Annotated in this window: 19 protein-coding genes; 16 read left to right on the top strand and 3 right to left on the bottom strand. The window is 63.0% G+C overall.

Annotation, left to right across the window (positions count from 1 at the left end; genetic code table 11):
• Positions 1-10 precede the first annotated feature (10 nt).
• On the bottom strand, positions 11-202 hold the full coding sequence (locus tag AC26AR_RS11175; RefSeq protein ID WP_215824087.1) for a DUF2188 domain-containing protein: 192 nt from the start codon (positions 200-202) through the stop codon (positions 11-13).
• Positions 203-235: 33 nt separating this feature from the next.
• Positions 236-445: a DUF2188 domain-containing protein gene (locus AC26AR_RS11170; RefSeq protein WP_488107046.1), complete on the bottom strand. Its 210-nt coding sequence runs from the start codon at positions 443-445 to the stop codon at positions 236-238.
• A gap of 105 nt (positions 446-550) precedes the next feature.
• Between AC26AR_RS11170 and AC26AR_RS11165 the strand changes: the two genes are divergently transcribed.
• The 15 genes from AC26AR_RS11165 to AC26AR_RS11095 all read left to right on the top strand — a co-directional run bounded on the left by AC26AR_RS11165 (position 551) and on the right by AC26AR_RS11095 (position 13714).
• Entirely contained in the window at positions 551-925 is a 375-nt protein-coding gene (locus AC26AR_RS11165) for an HNH endonuclease (RefSeq protein ID WP_339843056.1), read from the top strand.
• Positions 926-1037: 112 nt separating this feature from the next.
• The gene (locus tag AC26AR_RS11160) at positions 1038-1517 is read left to right on the top strand and encodes a phage terminase small subunit P27 family (RefSeq protein ID WP_054557049.1); all 480 of its coding nucleotides are present in this window, start codon (positions 1038-1040) and stop codon (positions 1515-1517) included.
• 6 nt (positions 1518-1523) lie between these two features.
• Positions 1524-3233 (top strand): terminase large subunit, encoded by a 1710-nt coding sequence (locus tag AC26AR_RS11155; RefSeq protein ID WP_488107045.1) that lies wholly within the window; start codon positions 1524-1526, stop codon positions 3231-3233.
• 1 nt (position 3234) lies between these two features.
• Positions 3235-3399: a hypothetical protein gene (locus AC26AR_RS11150; RefSeq protein WP_166019415.1), complete on the top strand. Its 165-nt coding sequence runs from the start codon at positions 3235-3237 to the stop codon at positions 3397-3399.
• On the top strand, positions 3396-4616 hold the full coding sequence (locus tag AC26AR_RS11145; RefSeq protein WP_054557051.1) for a phage portal protein: 1221 nt from the start codon (positions 3396-3398) through the stop codon (positions 4614-4616). Before AC26AR_RS11150 ends, AC26AR_RS11145 begins: the two co-directional genes overlap by 4 nt.
• Positions 4613-5215 carry an HK97 family phage prohead protease gene (locus AC26AR_RS11140; RefSeq protein ID WP_084208182.1) on the top strand — a complete coding sequence of 201 codons (603 nt, stop codon included), beginning with the start codon at positions 4613-4615 and terminating at the stop codon, positions 5213-5215. The genes AC26AR_RS11145 and AC26AR_RS11140 overlap by 4 nt, the downstream gene beginning before the upstream one ends.
• A 15-nt stretch (positions 5216-5230) precedes the next feature.
• Entirely contained in the window at positions 5231-6466 is a 1236-nt protein-coding gene (locus tag AC26AR_RS11135) for a phage major capsid protein (RefSeq protein WP_488107044.1), read from the top strand.
• A gap of 77 nt (positions 6467-6543) precedes the next feature.
• Positions 6544-6873, top strand: coding sequence for a head-tail connector protein (locus AC26AR_RS11130; RefSeq protein WP_054557054.1), 330 nt, complete (start codon positions 6544-6546; stop codon positions 6871-6873).
• Between the two features lie 7 nt (positions 6874-6880).
• Positions 6881-7426 carry a phage head completion protein gene (locus AC26AR_RS11125; protein ID WP_488107043.1) on the top strand — a complete coding sequence of 182 codons (546 nt, stop codon included), beginning with the start codon at positions 6881-6883 and terminating at the stop codon, positions 7424-7426.
• Positions 7427-7437: 11 nt separating this feature from the next.
• Entirely contained in the window at positions 7438-8016 is a 579-nt protein-coding gene (locus tag AC26AR_RS11120) for a hypothetical protein (RefSeq protein ID WP_488107042.1), read from the top strand.
• Positions 8013-8453 carry a hypothetical protein gene (locus tag AC26AR_RS11115; protein WP_488107041.1) on the top strand — a complete coding sequence of 147 codons (441 nt, stop codon included), beginning with the start codon at positions 8013-8015 and terminating at the stop codon, positions 8451-8453. Before AC26AR_RS11120 ends, AC26AR_RS11115 begins: the two co-directional genes overlap by 4 nt.
• Positions 8454-8456: 3 nt before the next feature.
• A complete protein-coding gene (locus tag AC26AR_RS11110; RefSeq protein WP_488107040.1) occupies positions 8457-9203 on the top strand; it encodes a phage tail tube protein in 747 nt (248 codons plus the stop codon).
• 12 nt (positions 9204-9215) lie between these two features.
• On the top strand, positions 9216-9407 hold the full coding sequence (locus AC26AR_RS11105; protein WP_488107039.1) for a DUF7210 family protein: 192 nt from the start codon (positions 9216-9218) through the stop codon (positions 9405-9407).
• 71 nt (positions 9408-9478) lie between these two features.
• On the top strand, positions 9479-13282 hold the full coding sequence (locus AC26AR_RS11100; RefSeq protein ID WP_488107038.1) for a hypothetical protein: 3804 nt from the start codon (positions 9479-9481) through the stop codon (positions 13280-13282).
• Positions 13283-13315: 33 nt separating this feature from the next.
• On the top strand, positions 13316-13714 hold the full coding sequence (locus AC26AR_RS11095; protein ID WP_488107037.1) for a hypothetical protein: 399 nt from the start codon (positions 13316-13318) through the stop codon (positions 13712-13714).
• On the opposite strand, the gene AC26AR_RS11090 is transcribed toward AC26AR_RS11095, so the two are convergent.
• Positions 13711-14106, bottom strand: a complete 396-nt coding sequence (locus AC26AR_RS11090) for a DUF4160 domain-containing protein (RefSeq protein WP_488107036.1) — start codon at positions 14104-14106, stop codon at positions 13711-13713. The two genes, AC26AR_RS11095 and AC26AR_RS11090, sit on opposite strands and share 4 nt — an antisense overlap.
• 134 nt (positions 14107-14240) lie before the next feature.
• Between AC26AR_RS11090 and AC26AR_RS11085 the strand changes: the two genes are divergently transcribed.
• A complete protein-coding gene (locus AC26AR_RS11085; protein ID WP_488107035.1) occupies positions 14241-17618 on the top strand; it encodes a hypothetical protein in 3378 nt (1125 codons plus the stop codon).
• The last annotated feature ends 58 nt before the right edge of the window (positions 17619-17676 follow it).

Here is a 17676-nt window from a genome sequence, read left to right as displayed (position 1 = left end):
CTTGCCCTGGTCACAGCACGCGGTCTCGCCCAGTGCCTCCGTCGCGGATGACATAGAGCTTGTATCCCTTGATATGGGCGAGAGCCTCTGCGTACTCACGGGCTTCGGCTTCCTGCTTGAATGTCTTGTGCGGCATATCCTCGAGCTCACGACGTACTGCCCAGCCGTCAGTGCAGCGGTAGAGATATAGCTCGAGCATCATGAAAGGCTCCTGTGATCGATATATGTGTAGTTCTTACTGTAGTAATGGTGAGTATTTATCAACAATGTTTCCGCCTCTTGCTTCAATCACGAGCTTGGTTCTCAGTCGGGCCGCGAGGGCGCGTGCGTAATCAATCGCATCGTATTGTGTTGTAAAACATCTGATACACAGCGTTTTCCCCTCTCGCTTCACGGCCCACTGGTGGCCTCTAGCGACCACGCGGATGCTGCTAGGAGCCGTCATCTCGGCCTCTCTTTGTGTAGATATGTCTTGTTAATCTTGGTGCACTAAATTAGTTGCATCAATAAGAATAAAAATACCTATCGACTTTCATGTAGAGGTCTTTGTATGCCTATCAAGCCACCACGACCCTGCAGGGCGCCCATGTGTGGTGGCAAGACGACTGCCTCTCATGGGTACTGCGAAGCGCATGCCGATCGAGCCATCAACTGGGGCAAGAGCAAGCGAGGTGGGCAAGGCAGAGGCGGTCGGCCTTGGCGACGACTGCGAAGCGGAATTCTCAAGCGTGATCGCTACCTCTGCCAGCCATGCGAGCGCGTGAATCGCATCACGCCAGCCACTGAAGTTGATCACATTGTGGGTAAGGCTCAGGGCGGCACAGACGCCCCTGATAACCTCGAGGCGATCTGCAAGGTCTGCCATCAGGCCAAGACGGCAAGCGAGGCGCTGCTGGCCAAATCAGGCAACCACGACAGGCCCTGAGAGGGGGGAGGGGGTGCAATCTCTACCACCTTTGGGGCCGGCCACCGTTCCGTTACGTTTCATTCTCACACCCGCGAAATTGAAAAATCAGCCTAGCGCGAAGGATTCTCAGATGACACGAGGTCGCAAGCCCAAACCAAGCCACTTGAAGGCGGTACAGGGCAACGCCGGCAAGCGTGCCATCAACCATGACGAGCCCGAGGGCGATGCACTCGATGAAGCCCCGCCGGCACCCGACTGGCTGTGCGAGATCGGCCGCGATGCCTGGGACAAGCTCGCGCCCTGGTTGGTCGGCTCCAAGATCCTGACGCGCTCTGACCTGCATCAGCTCGAGGCCTACTGCGATGCCTACGCCACCTGGCGTCAGGCCGTGGTCGAGATCCAGCAATGCGGCCTGGTGCTGGAAAGTCCTGCCACCGGTGCCCCCATCAAGAACCCAGCTCTGACCGCGAAGAATGAGGCAGCCCGCCAGATGACCACATTCGGCAGTGCACTCGGTCTCGATCCGTCCAGCCGAGCACGCCTGGCCGTGCCCGGGTCCAAGGATGCCGCCAACCCCTTCGCCGAGCTGCTGGGTGGCAACAAGCGATGACACTCAATGGCCAGCTATCCCAACGTCAATGCTGCGAACAAGTACGCTCGGGACGTGGTGGCTGGCCGGATACCCGCTTGCAAGTGGGTCCGCCTTGCTTGCCAGCGTCATGTCGATGAACAGAAGGCGGCCAAGACGCGCGCCTTTCCCTACCGCTTCGACCGTGACGCCGCCGAGCGGGTATGCGCCTTCATCCAGCTGCTGCCTCACACCAAGGGCAAGTGGGCGCGCGAGCGCAAGCTGATCACGCTCGAACCCTGGCAGCTCTTCATCTTCAGTGTGCTGTTCGGCTGGATGAGCAAGCGCAGCGGGCAGCGCCGTTACCGCGAGGCCTACATCGAGGTACCGCGCAAGAACGGCAAGTCAGTGATCGCCGCTGGCGTGGCCACCTACATGCTGGCCGCCGATGGGGAATACGGCGCCGAGGTCTACTGTGGTGCCACCACAGAGAAGCAGGCTTGGGAGGTCTTCCGCCCGGCCAAGCTGATGCTGCAGAAGTCACCGGCCCTGATCAGCGCCGCCGGCATTGAGGTGATGGCCAAGAACATCAGCATCCCCGGTGACGGCTCCCGCCTGGAACCGATGATCGGTGACCCGGGCGACGGCTCGAGCCCCAGCTGCGCCATTGTCGATGAGTTCCACGAGCACCAATCGCCCAGTCTCTACGAGACCATGCTGACCGGCATGGGTGCCCGCGATCAGCCGCTGATGTTCATCATCACCACTGCCGGCTTCAACCTCGCTGGCCCTTGCTACGACAAGCGCCGGCAAGCGCAGCAGATGCTCGAGGGTGTGGTTGATAACCCTGAACTCTTCGCGCTGATCTACACCATCGATGAGGGCGACGACTGGCAGTCACCGGACGTGCTGCGCAAGGCCAACCCCAACTTCGGTGTCAGCGTCAGCGAGGAATTCCTGCTCAAGGCGCAGCGCGATGCCATCCAGTATCCCAGTCGCCAGAACTCCTTTCTGACCAAGCACCTCGATGTCTGGGTCTCGGCACGCAGCGCCTGGTTGAATATGGCCACCTGGCTGGCGGCCGGCGATGACTCGATGTCGCTGGATCAGATGGAGGGCGAGCCCTGCTGGCTGGGCGTTGACCTTGCCAGCAAGACCGACATCGCCGCCATCGGCCTGATCTTCCGCAAGGTGCGCGAAGACGCCAAGGTCGAGTGGCGTGCCTTCGTGCGCAGCTACCTGCCGGAAGGTGCGATCGAGCGCGCCAGCAGCAACCGCGCTGCCTATGAGGGCTGGGTCAACTCCGGCCACCTGATCATCACTGATGGCGAGGAGCTCGACTTCGAGGTCATCCGGCAAGACATCCTCGATCTCTCCAGTCGCTTCGATGTGCAGGAAGTCGCCTACGATCCGTGGCGAGCCACCCAGCTCGCCCATCAGCTGATGCAGGAAGGCGCGCCGGTCATCGAGTACCGCAACACGGTCCAGAACATGAGCCCCGCCATGCGCGAGATGGAGGCCGCCGTCACTGGTGGTCGCTTCACGCACCCGGCTGACCCGCTGCTCACCTGGATGGCCAGCAATGTGGTCGCCAAGGCCGACGCCAAAGAGAACATCTACCCGCGCAAGGAAGCCGCCGACAACAAGATCGACGGCATCATCGCGCTGCTCATGGCGTTGGGGCGTGCCATCACCCTCGATGTCGAGCCACCCAGCCTTCTCGACTCCCTCTCAGACGACGACTTCCTGGTCATGTGACATGCGAAACCTACTGTTCGACACCCTCGGGCTGGCCGGCTTCGCCAGCCTGACGGGCGGCCTGTACCTGCGATTCGGCCTCGCGGACGCGCTGATGGTCAGTGGCAGCCTGCTACTGGTGTTGGCACTGCTCGGCGCACGCGCCATGCGCAAGGGGGCCTCATGATTCTCGATCAACTGTTCTCCACCCGCTCGGTCGAGAACCCGGCAACACCGCTCACCGGCCAGACGCTGGCGGACTATCTGCATGGCGACTCCAGCATCACGGTCAACCAGCAGAGCGCCATGACGCTTGGCGCGGTCTACGCCTGCATCTACGTGCTGTCATCCTCGCTGGCGCAATTGCCGCTGCACGTCATGCGCAAGCAGAACGGCGTCATCACCGCCGCCACGGACCACCCCGCGTATCAGCTGCTGCATGACGAGCCCAACGACTGGCAGACCAGCTACAAGTGGCGCGAGACGGCCCAGTCCCACGTGCTTGGCTGGGGCAATGGCTACACCGAGGTGGTTCGGGATGCGCGGGGCAATGCCGTCTCCCTGCAACGCCATTGCCCGTGGAACTGCAGCCCGGTGAAGCGCGGCAACCGCTGGCTATATGCCGTCACCGATGAGGATGGCTCACGCGCCGTCGCGACCGAGGACATGATCCACGTTCGTGCACTCGGCTCGCACGATCGCACCGGCGTCAGCGTGGTGCGCCAGCACGCCGAGACCATTGGCCTCGGGCTGGCGGCCCAGCGCTACGGCAAGGATTTCTTCGAGGGAGGCGGGCGCCCGACCGGGCTTGTCACCGTCAAGGACAGCTTGAACGCCGACAGCTGGAATCGCCTCAAGGAGACCTGGGCCAAGGCCGTGGCCAGTCTGCGCCAGTCCGAGAACAAGACGCTGATGCTCCCCGCACAGCTGGATTACAAGTCGATCACCATCGCGCCGGAGGACGCCCAGTTCCTCGAGACGCGCAAGCTCAACCGCTCCGAGGTGGCCGGCATCTTCAACGTGCCAGCGCACATGATCAACGACCTGGACAAGGCCACCTTCTCGAACATCTCCGAGCAGGCCATCCAGTTCGTGCGGCACACGATGATGCCCTGGGTCATCAACTGGGAGCAGGAGATCAACCGCGCCATCTTCACGCCCACCGAGCGTCGGGCTGGCTACTACGCCAAGTTCAACCTCGCCGGGCTGCTGCGCGGCACCCCCACGGAGCGTGCCGAGTTCTATCACAAGGCCATCACCGATGGCTGGATGGATCGCAACGAAGTCCGCGCCCTGGAAGACATGAACCCACGCGATGGCCTCAGCGAGATGCTGATCAGCGTCAACGCCACCCCAGCCAGTCAGCTGGGCCAGTCACCCTCGCCCGAGGACTCCACATCATGAGTGAGACAGAAAAGCGCGCCCTGACGTGCGAGGTCCGCGCCGAAGCGGGCGAAGAAGGGCAGCCGTTGCGGATCATTGGTCACGGCGCCGTCTTCAACAAGCGCAGCGAAATGATCATGGGCATGTTCAAGGAGCAGATCGCCCCCGGTGCATTCGACAACGTGCTGGGCGATGACGTGCGCGCCCTGTTCAACCATGACCCCAACTTCGTGCTCGGCCGCACCCTCAGCAACACGCTGTCGCTGTCCGTGGATGAAGAGGGTCTGCGCTATGAGATCGACCCACCCGACACCCAGTCGGTGCGTGATCTGGTCATGGCGCCGCTGGCACGGGGCGACATCACCGGCTCCAGCTTCGCCTTCCGAGTCGCCCCCGATGGTGACGAGTGGGGCGAGGACGAGCACGGCGTCATCGTGCGCACCATCCACCGATTCAGCCGCCTGCTGGATGTGTCCCCCGTGACCTATCCGGCCTACCCCGATGCGGGCGCCGCCAAGCGGTCGCTCCAAGCTCGCTGCGATGAACTCCGAGAGATCACGCAGCGTGCCGTCAATCAGCGCCGCGCCCGCGAGCGCTTCCTTGAACTCATCAATGCCTGAGCCCGTGGAGGCTACATGAAACTCTCTGAACTGAAGCAGAAGTACGCGGCCATCGCCAAGGACATGCGCAAGATGCATGAAGATGCCGGCGACACCGAATGGAAGGATGAGCAGCGTAGCCAGTGGCAGTCCATGAAGAGCGAGCTGGATGGCCTGCAGGACAAGATCGATCGCGAAGAAGCCCTGCGCGATGCAGATCAGCGCTTCGTGCGTGACAACGAAGAGGAGCTGCGCGGCCAGTCTCAGACGTCTGAAGCTGGGCAGTCCCAGGGCCCGAGCGTGGACGAGCAGCGTGCCGCGGCCTTCGATGCCTTCGTGCGTGAAGGCATGGGCAACATGAGCAAAGAGCAGCGCGCGATCATGCGTGAGATGCGAGCTCAGGCAGCGGGCGAGAATGACAAGGGCGGCTACACCGTCCCGACCACCATGCTCAACCGCATCCATGAGTCCATGCAGGACTATGGCGGGCTGGCCTCGGTCGCCCAGATCCTGACTACCTCCGATGGCGCCACCATCGAATGGCCGGTGTCTGACGGTACCGGGGAAGAGGGCGAGCTGCTGGGCGAGAACACCGCCGCCAGTGAAAAGGATGTCGAGTTCGGCATCCAGAACCTCGGCGCCAAGAAGCTGAGTTCCAAGGTCATCCGTGTCTCGAACGAGCTGCTGCAGGACTCGGCCTTTGACATCGAGGGCTTCCTGGCCTCGCGCATCGGCTCCCGTATCGGTCGCGCCGAAGCCAAGTACCTGGTGAGCGGTACCGGTGCCGGCACTCCCCAGCAGCCCAAGGGCCTCGCCACCTCGGTCACTGGCACCGTGGCGGCAGCCGCTGCGGCCAGCCTGAACTGGAAGGACATCACCAAGCTGATCCACAGCATTGATCCGGCGTACCGTCGCGCGGCGAACTTCCGTCTGGGCTTCAACGACAACACCCTGCAGAAGATCACCGAGATGGAAGATGGCCAGGGTCGCCCGCTGTGGCTGCCGGCCGTCGCGGGCCTGGCGCCATCCACGGTACTCGGTCAGTCCTACTTCATTGATCAGGGCTTCGAGGACATGGCCGCGAGCAAGAAATTCATGTTCGCCGGTGACTTCCAGCAGTTCGTGATTCGCCGCATCAACTACATGACGCTCAAGCGCCTGGTCGAACGCTATGCCGAGTTCGACCAGACGGCCTTCCTCGCCTTCCATCGCTTCGATTGCGTGCTGCAGGACACTGCCGCCATCAAGGCGCTGACCGGCAAGGCAGCTTGATTCTCACCCACTACCTGACACAAGGGCCGCCATCGCGCGGCCCTTGCCTGTTGGGGCCAACCCCATGAGGCATGTCGATGCTCGAGCTGGACATCATCAAGCTGCACGTCCGGCTGGAGCCGGACTTCTCCGAGGACGATCAGCTCCTGGAGACCTATTCCAATGCGGCCCGTCGCGTCATTGAAGGACGCACGGGGCGCACGCTGTATGAAACCCACGACGCCATCCCGGCAGAAGGGGATGAGCACGCGCTGGTCATCGATGACGACATCACCACCGCGATGCTGCTGCTGATCGGCCACTGGTACGAGACCCGTGAAGCCGTGGTCATCGGCACCATCACCTCAGAGGTACCCATGGCCGTGGGCGCCCTGGTCGATCACTACACCCATTACCACTTCGCATGAGGTGACTATGCGCGCCGGACAGCTTCGTCATCGCGTCACCCTGCTGGGTGGTCGCACCGGGCACCCGCCCAGCTGGTCCACCTTGCGTGAGGTCTGGGCCGAATTCGTGGAGCCCAAGAGTGCCGGGCGAGAAGAGCAGGCGGGCATCCGCGCCCCATCTTCCACGCTGGTGCGCATGCGGCCCCGCGATGAGTTGGCAGCAGGCCAGATCATCCGCCGCCGCGATGGGGTGCTGTTCATCATCGAATCCCTCGACCCGGCACGCAGCATGGTCGAGATTGCCGCGCGTCGCCTGCAAGGCGTGGTGGCCGAGTATGAGCCTATGAGGGGTGAGGCCTATCCCATTCAGGCATGGCTGCACCGGCAGAACGTCTTCATCGGCCAGGCCAATGAGGCCCGCAACGTGGTCGAGGTGCTGCAGCCGGAGCTGCGCTGGCCGTGGCCAGAGCCCGGTGACAGGATTCACATCGCCGGTCTGGCGCTCGAGATCGAAGGCATAGTGGAAGGCAGCGATGACGGCATCAGCGTGCAGCTGTTCACCATTCCTCGCTGACAGGAGGCCGCATGCCTCGCAAGCGTGGCAAGAACTCACGGCTGCCCAAGGGCGTGGCCATCGAGGGATTGACCGAAAGCCTGGCGGAGTTCAAGGCGCTACCCGCGGCCACCCGCCGCGCGATGACCTCGGCCATCAATGAGCAGGCATCCGCGACCCGCAAGCAGCTCATCGATGACATCAGCGCCGATGGCAAGGTCAGGCCGACGGCGGTGCGCTCGCGCATCACGGTCGAGAAGGCCAGCAAGGACCAGCCAAGCGCCAGCCTCACGCTCAGCCGCTCACCGGTGCCATTCAAGTGCTGGCAGTACCGCACCGAGGTGGAGGATGGCACTGGCACCCGCGCCAGTATCTGGATTCGCAAGGGCGGCCAGCGCATGCGGGTCTACGGCTTCGTCAATCCCAAGGGCGGCAGCAAGACACCGCTGGTGCGCTACCGCAAGGGCAGTCAGCGCCGCCTCACCCGCGCCAACGGCTGGACCCTCAAGAACCATTGGAATCATCAGGTGAATGGCGAGCTGCGCAACCAGATCGCCTTCGACCTCCAGCAACGCTTCCTCGCTCGCCTGGCCAAGGAGAGAGCTACATGACGCCCATCACCCGCGTGGTCGATGCCTTCGTGGCACAACTGGCGGCCATCTCGACGGCCAATGGCCATGCCACCGACATCGCGCATATCGAGACCGAAGCCATCCAGATCAACCTGCGCTCGGAGACCCCGCTGCCACTGCTGCATGTCCGTCGTCTGGCCAGCAACGTGGATGCCCGTGCCGGGCGGGGGACGCGCAAGGAATCGATCAGCCTTCAGATCGAGGCCTATCTCGACCTCAAGACCCATGGGCGTGCCGGTCAGGATGCGCTGCTCAATGATCTTTACAACGCCATCTATCCGGAGAGCCAGGTGCTGCTCGATGGGCTGGCGGTCACCATCACGACTGGTGAAGCCGAACTGGATGATGCGGAGCTGGGCAGCCGCATTCTTCCCATCTATCTGCCCGTGACCATCACCTACACCCGCACGAGGTAACTCATGGCTGACTTCAAAGACACAGGCCTGATCATGTCTGGCGACATCTTCATGGCCGAGGTGGATGCCGACGGCAAGTTCGGCGCCCTGAATGGCCCGATGAACGTGCCGTCCCTGAGCATCACGCCGACCAGCGTGAACCGCATCTCTCGCCCTTCCTTCCAGAAGGACAACTACGGCCAGGCGCTGGATGCCGTCAACCTGCCCAGTGACTCGGCCAGTGTCACCATCCAGTTCGATTCCATGCCGGCCGCCATGCTGGCGGAGACGCTTGGCGGCACGGCAGAGCTGGCGGATGCCGAAGCTGACAGCGTGACTGGCGAGGCGCTGACCCTGACGGAAGGGGCCTGGGCGGCGCTGCCGCATTCCTCGCTGGCCGCGGGCAGTGTCGTGGTCACCAAGGACGCTACCGATGTCACGGCTGACTGCGACATCAACCTGAGTGCCGGCCTCATCAAGGCGCGTACCGCTGCCGCGGCAGGCGATGTCACCGTGGATTACGACACCGAGGCGGTCACCGGCCATCGCGTAATGGGGGACACCGAGATCTCCAAGCCGCGTTACATCCTGGTGGATGGCATCAACCTCGCCACCGGTAAGCGTACCCGGGTCGAGATCTTCCGTGCCGTGCTGTCGGCGGATCAGGCCACCGAACTGATGGGCACCGAGTTCATCACCGGGCAGCTGTCCGGCTCGCTGGTGGTGCCGCCGGGCAAGGGCGCCGCCTACACCGCCACCATGTACAGCTAACGGGAGCGAGCCATGACCGACAAGACTGCTACGGGCAAGACTGGCACTGAGTCCAAGCCCGGCACTGAGGCAAAGCCCACCGACTCGGTGAGCGTCAAGCTCAGGAAGGCGCACCGCCACGGCGGCAAGGAGTATGCCGCCGGCGACTCCCTCACCCTCGAGGTGCGCCAGCTGGATCGACTGAAGAAGGCGGGCAAGGTCTGAGCCTGCCTGCTGTGAGTTGCACCCTCTAGCCCGCCATCTGGCGGGCTTTTTCATGTCCGGAGCACGACACGATGGCCAATCAGAGTGACATCCAGCTACGCATTCAGGCTGCGGTCGATGGGCTGCAAGACATCGGCAAGCTGATGAGCGAGCTGGACAATCTCGGTCAGGACAGCAGCGAGGCCTCAGCCGAGGTCGAGCGCCTCTCCGAAGAGATGTCGGCCATCGGCCAGCAACAGAAGCTGGTCACCCAGATCAACAAGGTCGCGGCGGTCGTGGATGACGCCGGGACTGCCATGCGCGAAGCCGTGGACAAGGCTGACGGCTTGCAGGCCGCGTATGAGAATTCCGCTAATGGTGCGGATTCGCTGCGGCTGGCGACACAGCGGGCCGCGCAAGAGGCGGACGACGCCAAGGCGGCGCATGTCGCCCAGACCCAGACGCTGACCCAGCTGCAGACCAGCTACAAGGGCGCCCAGACCGCCACCACTGCCGCCCGTCAGGCATGGCGTGATGCCGCACAGCGTGTGCGTGATCTCAAATCCGAGATCGGCCGAAGCGCCAACGCCACTGATGAGCAGCGCCAAGCATTGTCGCGGGCCAGTGGTGCCGTGGAGCAGGCGAAAGACGCCTACGATGCCCAGGCACAAAGCCTCAACAGCCTGCGTGATGAGCTTCAGCAGCAACGCGAAGCGACGGATGAGGCCAAGGAAGAGTGGCAGAACGCCAGTGCCAGTGCGGCCCAGCTGACGGCCGAGCTCAAGCCGGTCGAGCGCGAACTGAAGCAGCAGGAAAAGGCCCTCAACAAAGCCCGCGCGGCAGCCGACAAGGCGACCGCCGGTCATGAGGCTCAGGCCCAGAAGCTCACGCGCCTGCAGCAGGATGCCCACGCCGCGGGTGTGGACATCGACAACCTGGCCGATGAAGAACAGCGCCTGGCCCGCCAATCCCGTGAGCTGAAAGACGACGTGACCTCGCTGGCATCTGGCCTGCGTGAGACCGCCGCGGCCGCCCGCGAATCCGGTGAGGCTGCCGAGCGCAGCGAAAGCCGCTTCAAGAAAGCGGGTACTTCACTCAAGCAGTGGGCTGCCGGTGCTGCTGCCGCCACGGTGGCAGGGGCAGGGCTGGCCGTCGGCTGGGCCACGCGCTACACCGCTCAGCAGGCCGAGATGGCCCAGCAGCTGGATATCACGTCGCGCTCGCTGGGTATCTCCACTCAGGCGCTGCAGGGCTATCAGTACGCCTTTCAGCGTGCCGGTATCGATGCCGACAAGACCGCCGATATCTTCAAGGACACTGCCGACAAGATCGGTGATGCCTACCAGAACGGCGGCGGTGAGGCGCAGGACGCCCTCGATGCTCTGGGCATCAAGGCCGAGGAGCTGATCGAGCTGGCGCCAGACGAGATGATGTTGCGCCTGGCCGATGCCATGAAGGATCTGCCCCAGGCAGCTCAGGTCAACCTGCTGGAATCGCTGGCAGACGATGCCACACGCCTGCAGCCACTGCTTGCCAATAATGCCGCTGAACTCCGAGCTCTGATGGAAGAGGCCAGCGAGGTGGGGCTGATCATGTCCCCCGAGCAGATCGCCAACCTGCAAGCGACCGATGCCGCCATCACCCGCCTGCAAGGCCGGCTACAAGGGTTGAGCAATCGCCTGATGGGCGAGCTGTCACCGGCGGTCAATCAGGTGTCTGCTGACTTCGAGCAGGCACTGGCGGAAAACCCCGGGCTGCTGGACGACCTCGCCACGGCCATCGGGGGTGTGATTCGCACCGGCGGTGAGTGGGCGCGAAGTTTCATTGAGCATCGCGAGCAGATCGGCGGTGCCATGCAGTCGATCATTGATACCGGGCAATTCCTCGGTAACTCCCTCACAGCGGTCTTCCGTGGTGTGCAATCTGTTGTCGCGGGGCTGGTCGCTGCGGTCGCGGCAGCTTCCACCTGGGTGCTGGAGTTGACGGCTACCTCGGTCAGGGCGCTGGAGATGGTAGGGCTGGCATCCGAGGCGCAGGTGGCGCAGGCCAAGGCACGGGCCGTAGCTGCCCGTGCCACCTTGAATGACTTGAACGCGGATGCAGTGCGCTATGCCCAGCAAGCTGCTGCCGCTGCCAAGGATGCCTTCAACGCCTTCGACAATAGCGATACAGCCGCGCAGAAGGCTGCCAAGTCTGCTGCCAAGCAGGCCGCTGCCTCTGAGGCTGCGGCCATTGCCGCCAAGAAGCAGGCCGAGGAGGAAGAGAAGGGCGCCAAGCAGGCAGCGGATGCGGCCGCCAAACGCCAGAAGGCACTGGAAAACGCCGCCACTTCTCTCGGCACCTCGCTGGGCGAGCTGTCCAGTGGTATTGCGGACAGCGAGCAGGAAGCCCTCGATGCCTTCGCCACGCTGGCGGCCAGTGGTGAATTGAGTGCGGCGCAGCTAGCGACGGCCTTCGAGAAGGCGCAGGACAAGATCAAGTCTGACAAGGGGATCGCCGCCCTCAAGGATCAGGTCGATGGGCTGTTGAATGACGGCGTGAGCGGCGCGGATTCTCTCGCGACCAAGTGGAAGTCTGCCGGTGCCCGCCTGGCCAAGGACATGGGCACCACCCTGGAAGAGATTCGCACCGGTGTGACCGAGGCGGAACGCTCGGCCATTGATGCCTTCACCAAGATCGCCTCCACCGGTGAGCTGTCCGCCAAGGAGCTGAGCCGTGCCTATGTCGGCGCCAAGGAGCAGATCAGCTCGAAGGAAGGCATCAAGGCCTTCGGCGCGGTTCTCGATGGGCTGGTCAAGGATGGCGTGACCGGGGCTCGCACGCTCAAGGCGCAGTGGATCGAGGCGCAGGAAGCCACGGCCAAGGCAGCCCGGGACACGGGAGACAAGGCGCAGCAGGCCTCTGCCGACACGGCCAAGACGGTGGAGGCCTCTGTCACACGCAGTGCCCAGACCATTGCTCAGCTGATGAGCAATGCCTTGCACGAGACGGAAGAGCAGATGCGGTCACTCAGTGACGCCGCCTATCAGGCCTTCGCGACTGACTGGGGGATCGATACCCAGGCCGAAGGCATCGAGGGAATGCAGGAGCGCATTGCCGAGTTGGATCATGAAATCGGTGATCTTCGCGACAACCTCGCCACTCGTCTCGACTCCACCGGCTTTACGGCCTGGATGACGGACCTCGCCACCACGTCACGTCAGACCGAGATCGCCTTCCTCGAGCAGAAGATCGCCGTGGAATCGCTGACCGATCAGATCGAGGCAGGGCGGGCGCCAGCCAGCGCACTCTCACAGGACATGGACGATCTCTCAAGCCGCTTCGACCTGCTCGATGAGTCGGATCTTTCCGGCCTCGAAAGCTCCATTCAGTCGGTGCGCAGTCAGGTCGAGTCGCTGTCAGACAGCGTGAGTGACACCTTGGCCAGTCTGCGCTCGGAGCTCGCCAGCCTGCAGGGCGATAGCGCCCAGGTCGAGGCGCTGCGGTATCAGCAGCAACAGACCGAGCTTCAGGAGGCGCTCAACGCCGCCCGGGCATTGGGCGATGCTCAGACCATCAGCGCGGCGCAGGAGTCGCTGCGGCTCGCGGAACGCGCCCATGATCTGCGCCTTGAGGATATCCGCGCCCAGTCTGAGCAGGAGAAGCAGCAGGCTTTGGCAGATGAGGCTGAGCGTCAGCGAAACGTGCAGGAGGCTGAGGCCACCCAGCGCGAGAACAACCGTGACGCCCAGAACCGTACCAGCCAGCTCACCCAGTCGGTGCAGGCTCAACGCCGCGTGGCGGTGGATCTCAACATCGCCGGCCAGCAGGTCACGCTGAACGGGGTGGACGAGCGCGAGGCCGATGCCTTCCTTGACAGATTGACCCAAGCCTCACGCACGACGGCCCGCCGCTGATGGCGGGCGCTTCATTTCTATCGAGAGAACGCCATGGCGATCACCCTTGAGGGCATTGTGCTGCCCGATGACATCCAGTGGACCGATGAGCTGGTGTCCCACAGCGTCGGCCAAGTGCAGACGCCCACGCTGACGGGGGCACTCATCATCGAGGAATCCGCGCAGGCGGCAGGGCGGCCCATCACCCTCGCCAGCGGCAACGGGGCCTGGGTAACCCGCGCCACCGCGTTGGCCCTCACTGAGCTGGCGGCCACGCCACGGCCAGACGGCACGCCCATGACGCTCATCTGGGGCGATGGTCAAACCTTCGATTGCGTGTTCGATCGTGCCAGTGGTGAGGCGGTCACGGCCACCGAAGTCTATCGCCTCGCCGCTGGCGGCCAAGGGCCGGATCACCCCTACACCATTACGCTGCGCATGATTACTACCTAATTAGTTTGGTGTTTTATCGGGCCCACAGGGCAGTCTGTCGGGCGCATTTCATTCCATGTTTCTATTAAAATATACCTATTTTCACTATGCCATTTCTTTATGTTCTTGAACCATTTTTTTAACCCCCCGTTAGGATAAAGTGGCTCAGCATTATCAATTCGAAAACTATTTTCATCGCCATCATTAGTTTTAACATGAAAGTGGGGAGGCGGGTGCTCATCAGAATATATTTCAACCTTTAAGTTTTTAATTCGATCTATAAAAGCTTTCTCCAGAAAAACAGTTTCTTCGTTATTCTTACTCTCCTCTTTCAGCTCGATAATTCTTCCTCGATTCATACTAAGCAATAATTTATCGGTAACGTCTTGCTGTAATGTGATTTTGACAATCATATTGTTCTCTTTTTTAAGTAATAAAGGGTCAAGAATACAGGTTATATGATTATAGGTTACTTTTAGTGGTTTTTAACTTGAATGTCTATAACCAATAGTAGTGGTTTTAGTATTGTTAACCTCAAGGATCAATTATGGCCGACGACACGATTCATAGCGGCGACATCCGCATTCTGCAGTCAGAGCGCATGACTGATAACGAGGACGGGGGCGGGCGACTGACTGGCCGCCCCGTCACCGATGGCGCGAGCAATGACATCTTTGATGACATCTCTGGTCTTGATCGCGCAGCGGGGCGCACCTCGCTGCGCAAGGTGGGTGCCGGCGTACTGACCGACAACACCGCCCAGTATTTCGGCGCGCACGCGATCATTGACCAGGTGCCGGCTGATCCGAATGTCAGCGTGGTGATGTTCGATACCGGCTCGCCATCTGATGAGCGTGCCGAGTCCCGCGATTATGTCGAGAGCTATGTGACCGCCGGCGCGACCTCGCGCATGACGCTGCTGGGCGATCAGCTGGCCGGCCAGCGCAGCATCATCACTTTCCAGATGCCAGAGGCCACGCTGCCCGATCTGGGCGATGTGCTGGCGCTGATGACCGAGCAGGGCGATGCCGCCGGCGAGGTCCAATATGTGCGCATCAGTGAGATAGATCACGAGATCAGAACGTTTGAGTATGAGAACGGCAGCAACGTGCAGACGTTCGAGCGCCGCGTCCTGACGCTGGGGCTATCCACTGCGCTGCGCCAGCGTGTCTATGGCGTGCAGCCCAAGCCTGGCACCCTCGACCCTGACACCGTGATCCGCGAAGGGCAGAGCACCGATGCCGCCCGTTACTATGGCGTCAGCACCCTGACCCAGCCGGCCACCTTCGGGGCCAATAGCGTCACCGTGGCCAGTACCTATGCGCCGCTTGTGCCGGCGACCACCACCGAGCAGGCGGTGACCGATGTGCAGGTGGGCGGCACGGCCACCATCAGCGTCAGCAGCGGTGGCTCGACCTTCGAGGTGGCGCAGATCGCCAGCACCACCCAGATCGCTATCGAGCTGAATAATCGCGGTTTCACCTATGTCAGCCGCCTGGACCCACTGCCGGCACCTGGCAGCGTGGTGATCGCTTATCGCTCGCTGGGCAAGTGGTATGAGCTGCGCGACGATGACGCCAATGGCGATCTAAGCGGCAGCGGGGCGGGGCGCGTGGACTACGCCACCGGATCTGTCAGCGTGACGCTGGGCGGCCTGCCGGATGTCGGCAGTTCGGTGCTGTTCAGCTGGGGCACGCCGGCCCACTATGAGGACCGCGCCGGCCAGGCCACCATCGACAAACCCTGGATGACGTTCGTGCTCGATCACGCCGGCGTGATGCCTGGCAGCGTTACCGTGCGCTGGATCTCTGGCGGCAGCGAGAAGTCAGCCACCGATGATGGCCTGGGGAGCCTCAGCGGCGCAGCCACCGGCCGCGTGGTCTATGGCTATGCCGACGGCAGTGGCGCGCCCCAGCCTGGCGAGGCGTATGTCGAGTTCAATGGCGACGCCTTCCCAGATGCCAGCACCCAGGTCGAGATCGAATATGACTACGGGGCACCGAAAACCGAGCAATTCCTGCCGTCTGCCAACGGGGCCGGCCTGGTCAGCCTCAGCATCAGTGATGCGCCGGTGCGTCCTGGTAGCGTGGCCATCACCTGGTCGGTGGTGCGCACCTGGTCGAGCAGCGAGAGCGAGTCGCGCAGCAGCCCGCGCACCGGCACCTGGGAGACTGTCGAGCAGAATGGCGGCGAGGCAGATGTCACCTACACCATCACCGATGATGGCCGTGGCGGCTTCAATGGTGGATGGGAGGGCAGCATCGACTATGCCACCGGCGCGGTGACCTTCGAGGTCGAGAAGATCCGCGAGGTCAGCGAGTGGGATGATGGCGACGCCACGCACCGCGAGTGGGGCAGCAAAGAGAAACGCGACGTTTTCGAGAACGGCTCGAGCGTCTGGCTGACCAGTCAGCTGGACAGCGCCGCCCCGACTACCCACACCATCACCCAGGATCTCGCCCCGCTCGATGTCGAGCTGATGCCCCTGCTGCAAGATAGCGTCGTGCCAGGCACCCTCAGTTTCATCTTCCGAGGTGATACGTTCATCGACCGCCAGGGCAGTCTCTATCGCAGCGTGACCAGCAACGGGGCCGGCGTTCTCGCGGGGACCATCGACTATGGCACCGGCGATGCCCGCATCACTGACTGGCCGAGCGGCACCAGCGCCACCATCACCGTCAAAACGCTGGTGAGCACCTTCGGCACCTGGACGCTCGATGAGGCGTTTTTCCGCACGCCAGGCTCGCCGCTGCAGGTGGGTGGTTTGCTGATCCAGGCCACGACGCTCGACGGCCGCTCGATCACCGGCCAGGCGGCACTCTCTGGCGAGATCGAGGGTGACGAGATGTCAGGCAGCGTGAGCTTCGAGACGGGGGTGGTGCGCGTGACCTTCGGCAAGTTGGTCAGCAATGACAGCCTGAGCGCTGCCGAGCGCGCCGAATCCTGGTACGACGCCACGGCCGTGGATGACGCCGGCATGATCTGGCGGCCCACCCAGGTGATCCCGAGCACCGCGCGCTTCAATGCCGTCATTCTGACCACGCTGCCGCTCGAGGCTGAGCTGATCGGCATCGACCCCGTGCGCCTGCCCAGCGATGGCCGCGTGCCCATCTATCGCGCCGGCGGCGTGGTGGTGGTGCATCACACCGGCCGCGCCCCGTTCCCGTTGGGGATTGGTAGCGGCACCACGCTGGAGGTCGGCCGCTCGCGGCTGGCCAGTCTGGTGGTGGAGGACGCCACCGGTGAGGAGGTGCCCGCCACCCAGTACAGTGCAGACCTCGATGCCGGCACCGTGCAGCTCGCCGCGCCTGACACGGCCACCCACCCCGAACCCTGGTACGCGCTGCACCGTGTCGAGGACATGCTGCTGGTGGGTGACGTGGATCTATCGGGGGCGCTGACGCTCAAGGGCAATCTGAGCCATGACTACCCCGCCGGCGATACGCTGGTCAGCGCCGCGATGGTGGCTGGCGATCTGCAAGCGCGCGTGGCTGATTTCTTCGATCTCTCGAGCTGGGATCGAGACTGGAGCAAAGACGACAACGATGGCGCAGATGGCACCCTGGCCGAGTACAACGTGACCACCTACCCGCCAATCATCACCAACCGTGGGGCCATCACTGAGGATTGGGCGCTGATCTTCACCAGCTCAAGCACGTTCCGCATCATCGGCCGCACCGTGGGCGAGATCGGCGTGGGCAGCATCAATGAGGACACGTCGCCTACCAACCCGAATCAGGGCGTACCCTATTGGACGCTCAAGGCGGGCGGCTTCGGGGCCGGCTGGGTGAATGGCAACGTGATTCGCTTCTCGACCATCGGCGCGAGCTTCCCGATGTGGCTGGCGCGCGTGATCCTGCAGGGGCCGGCCAGCGGCCAGCAAGATTCTTTCCGGCTGCAGATCCGTGGCAACGCCAACGCCTGACCGCATGCGGCTGGCGCAACCCTCTACCCCTATCCCTCAACCGCCCAGCCACTCGCTG

Source organism: Cobetia sp. PS-4MA, from assembly GCF_057670765.1.
The sequence above is the reverse complement of the archived record's forward strand: the minus strand, read 5'-3'. Positions and strand labels throughout refer to the sequence as shown.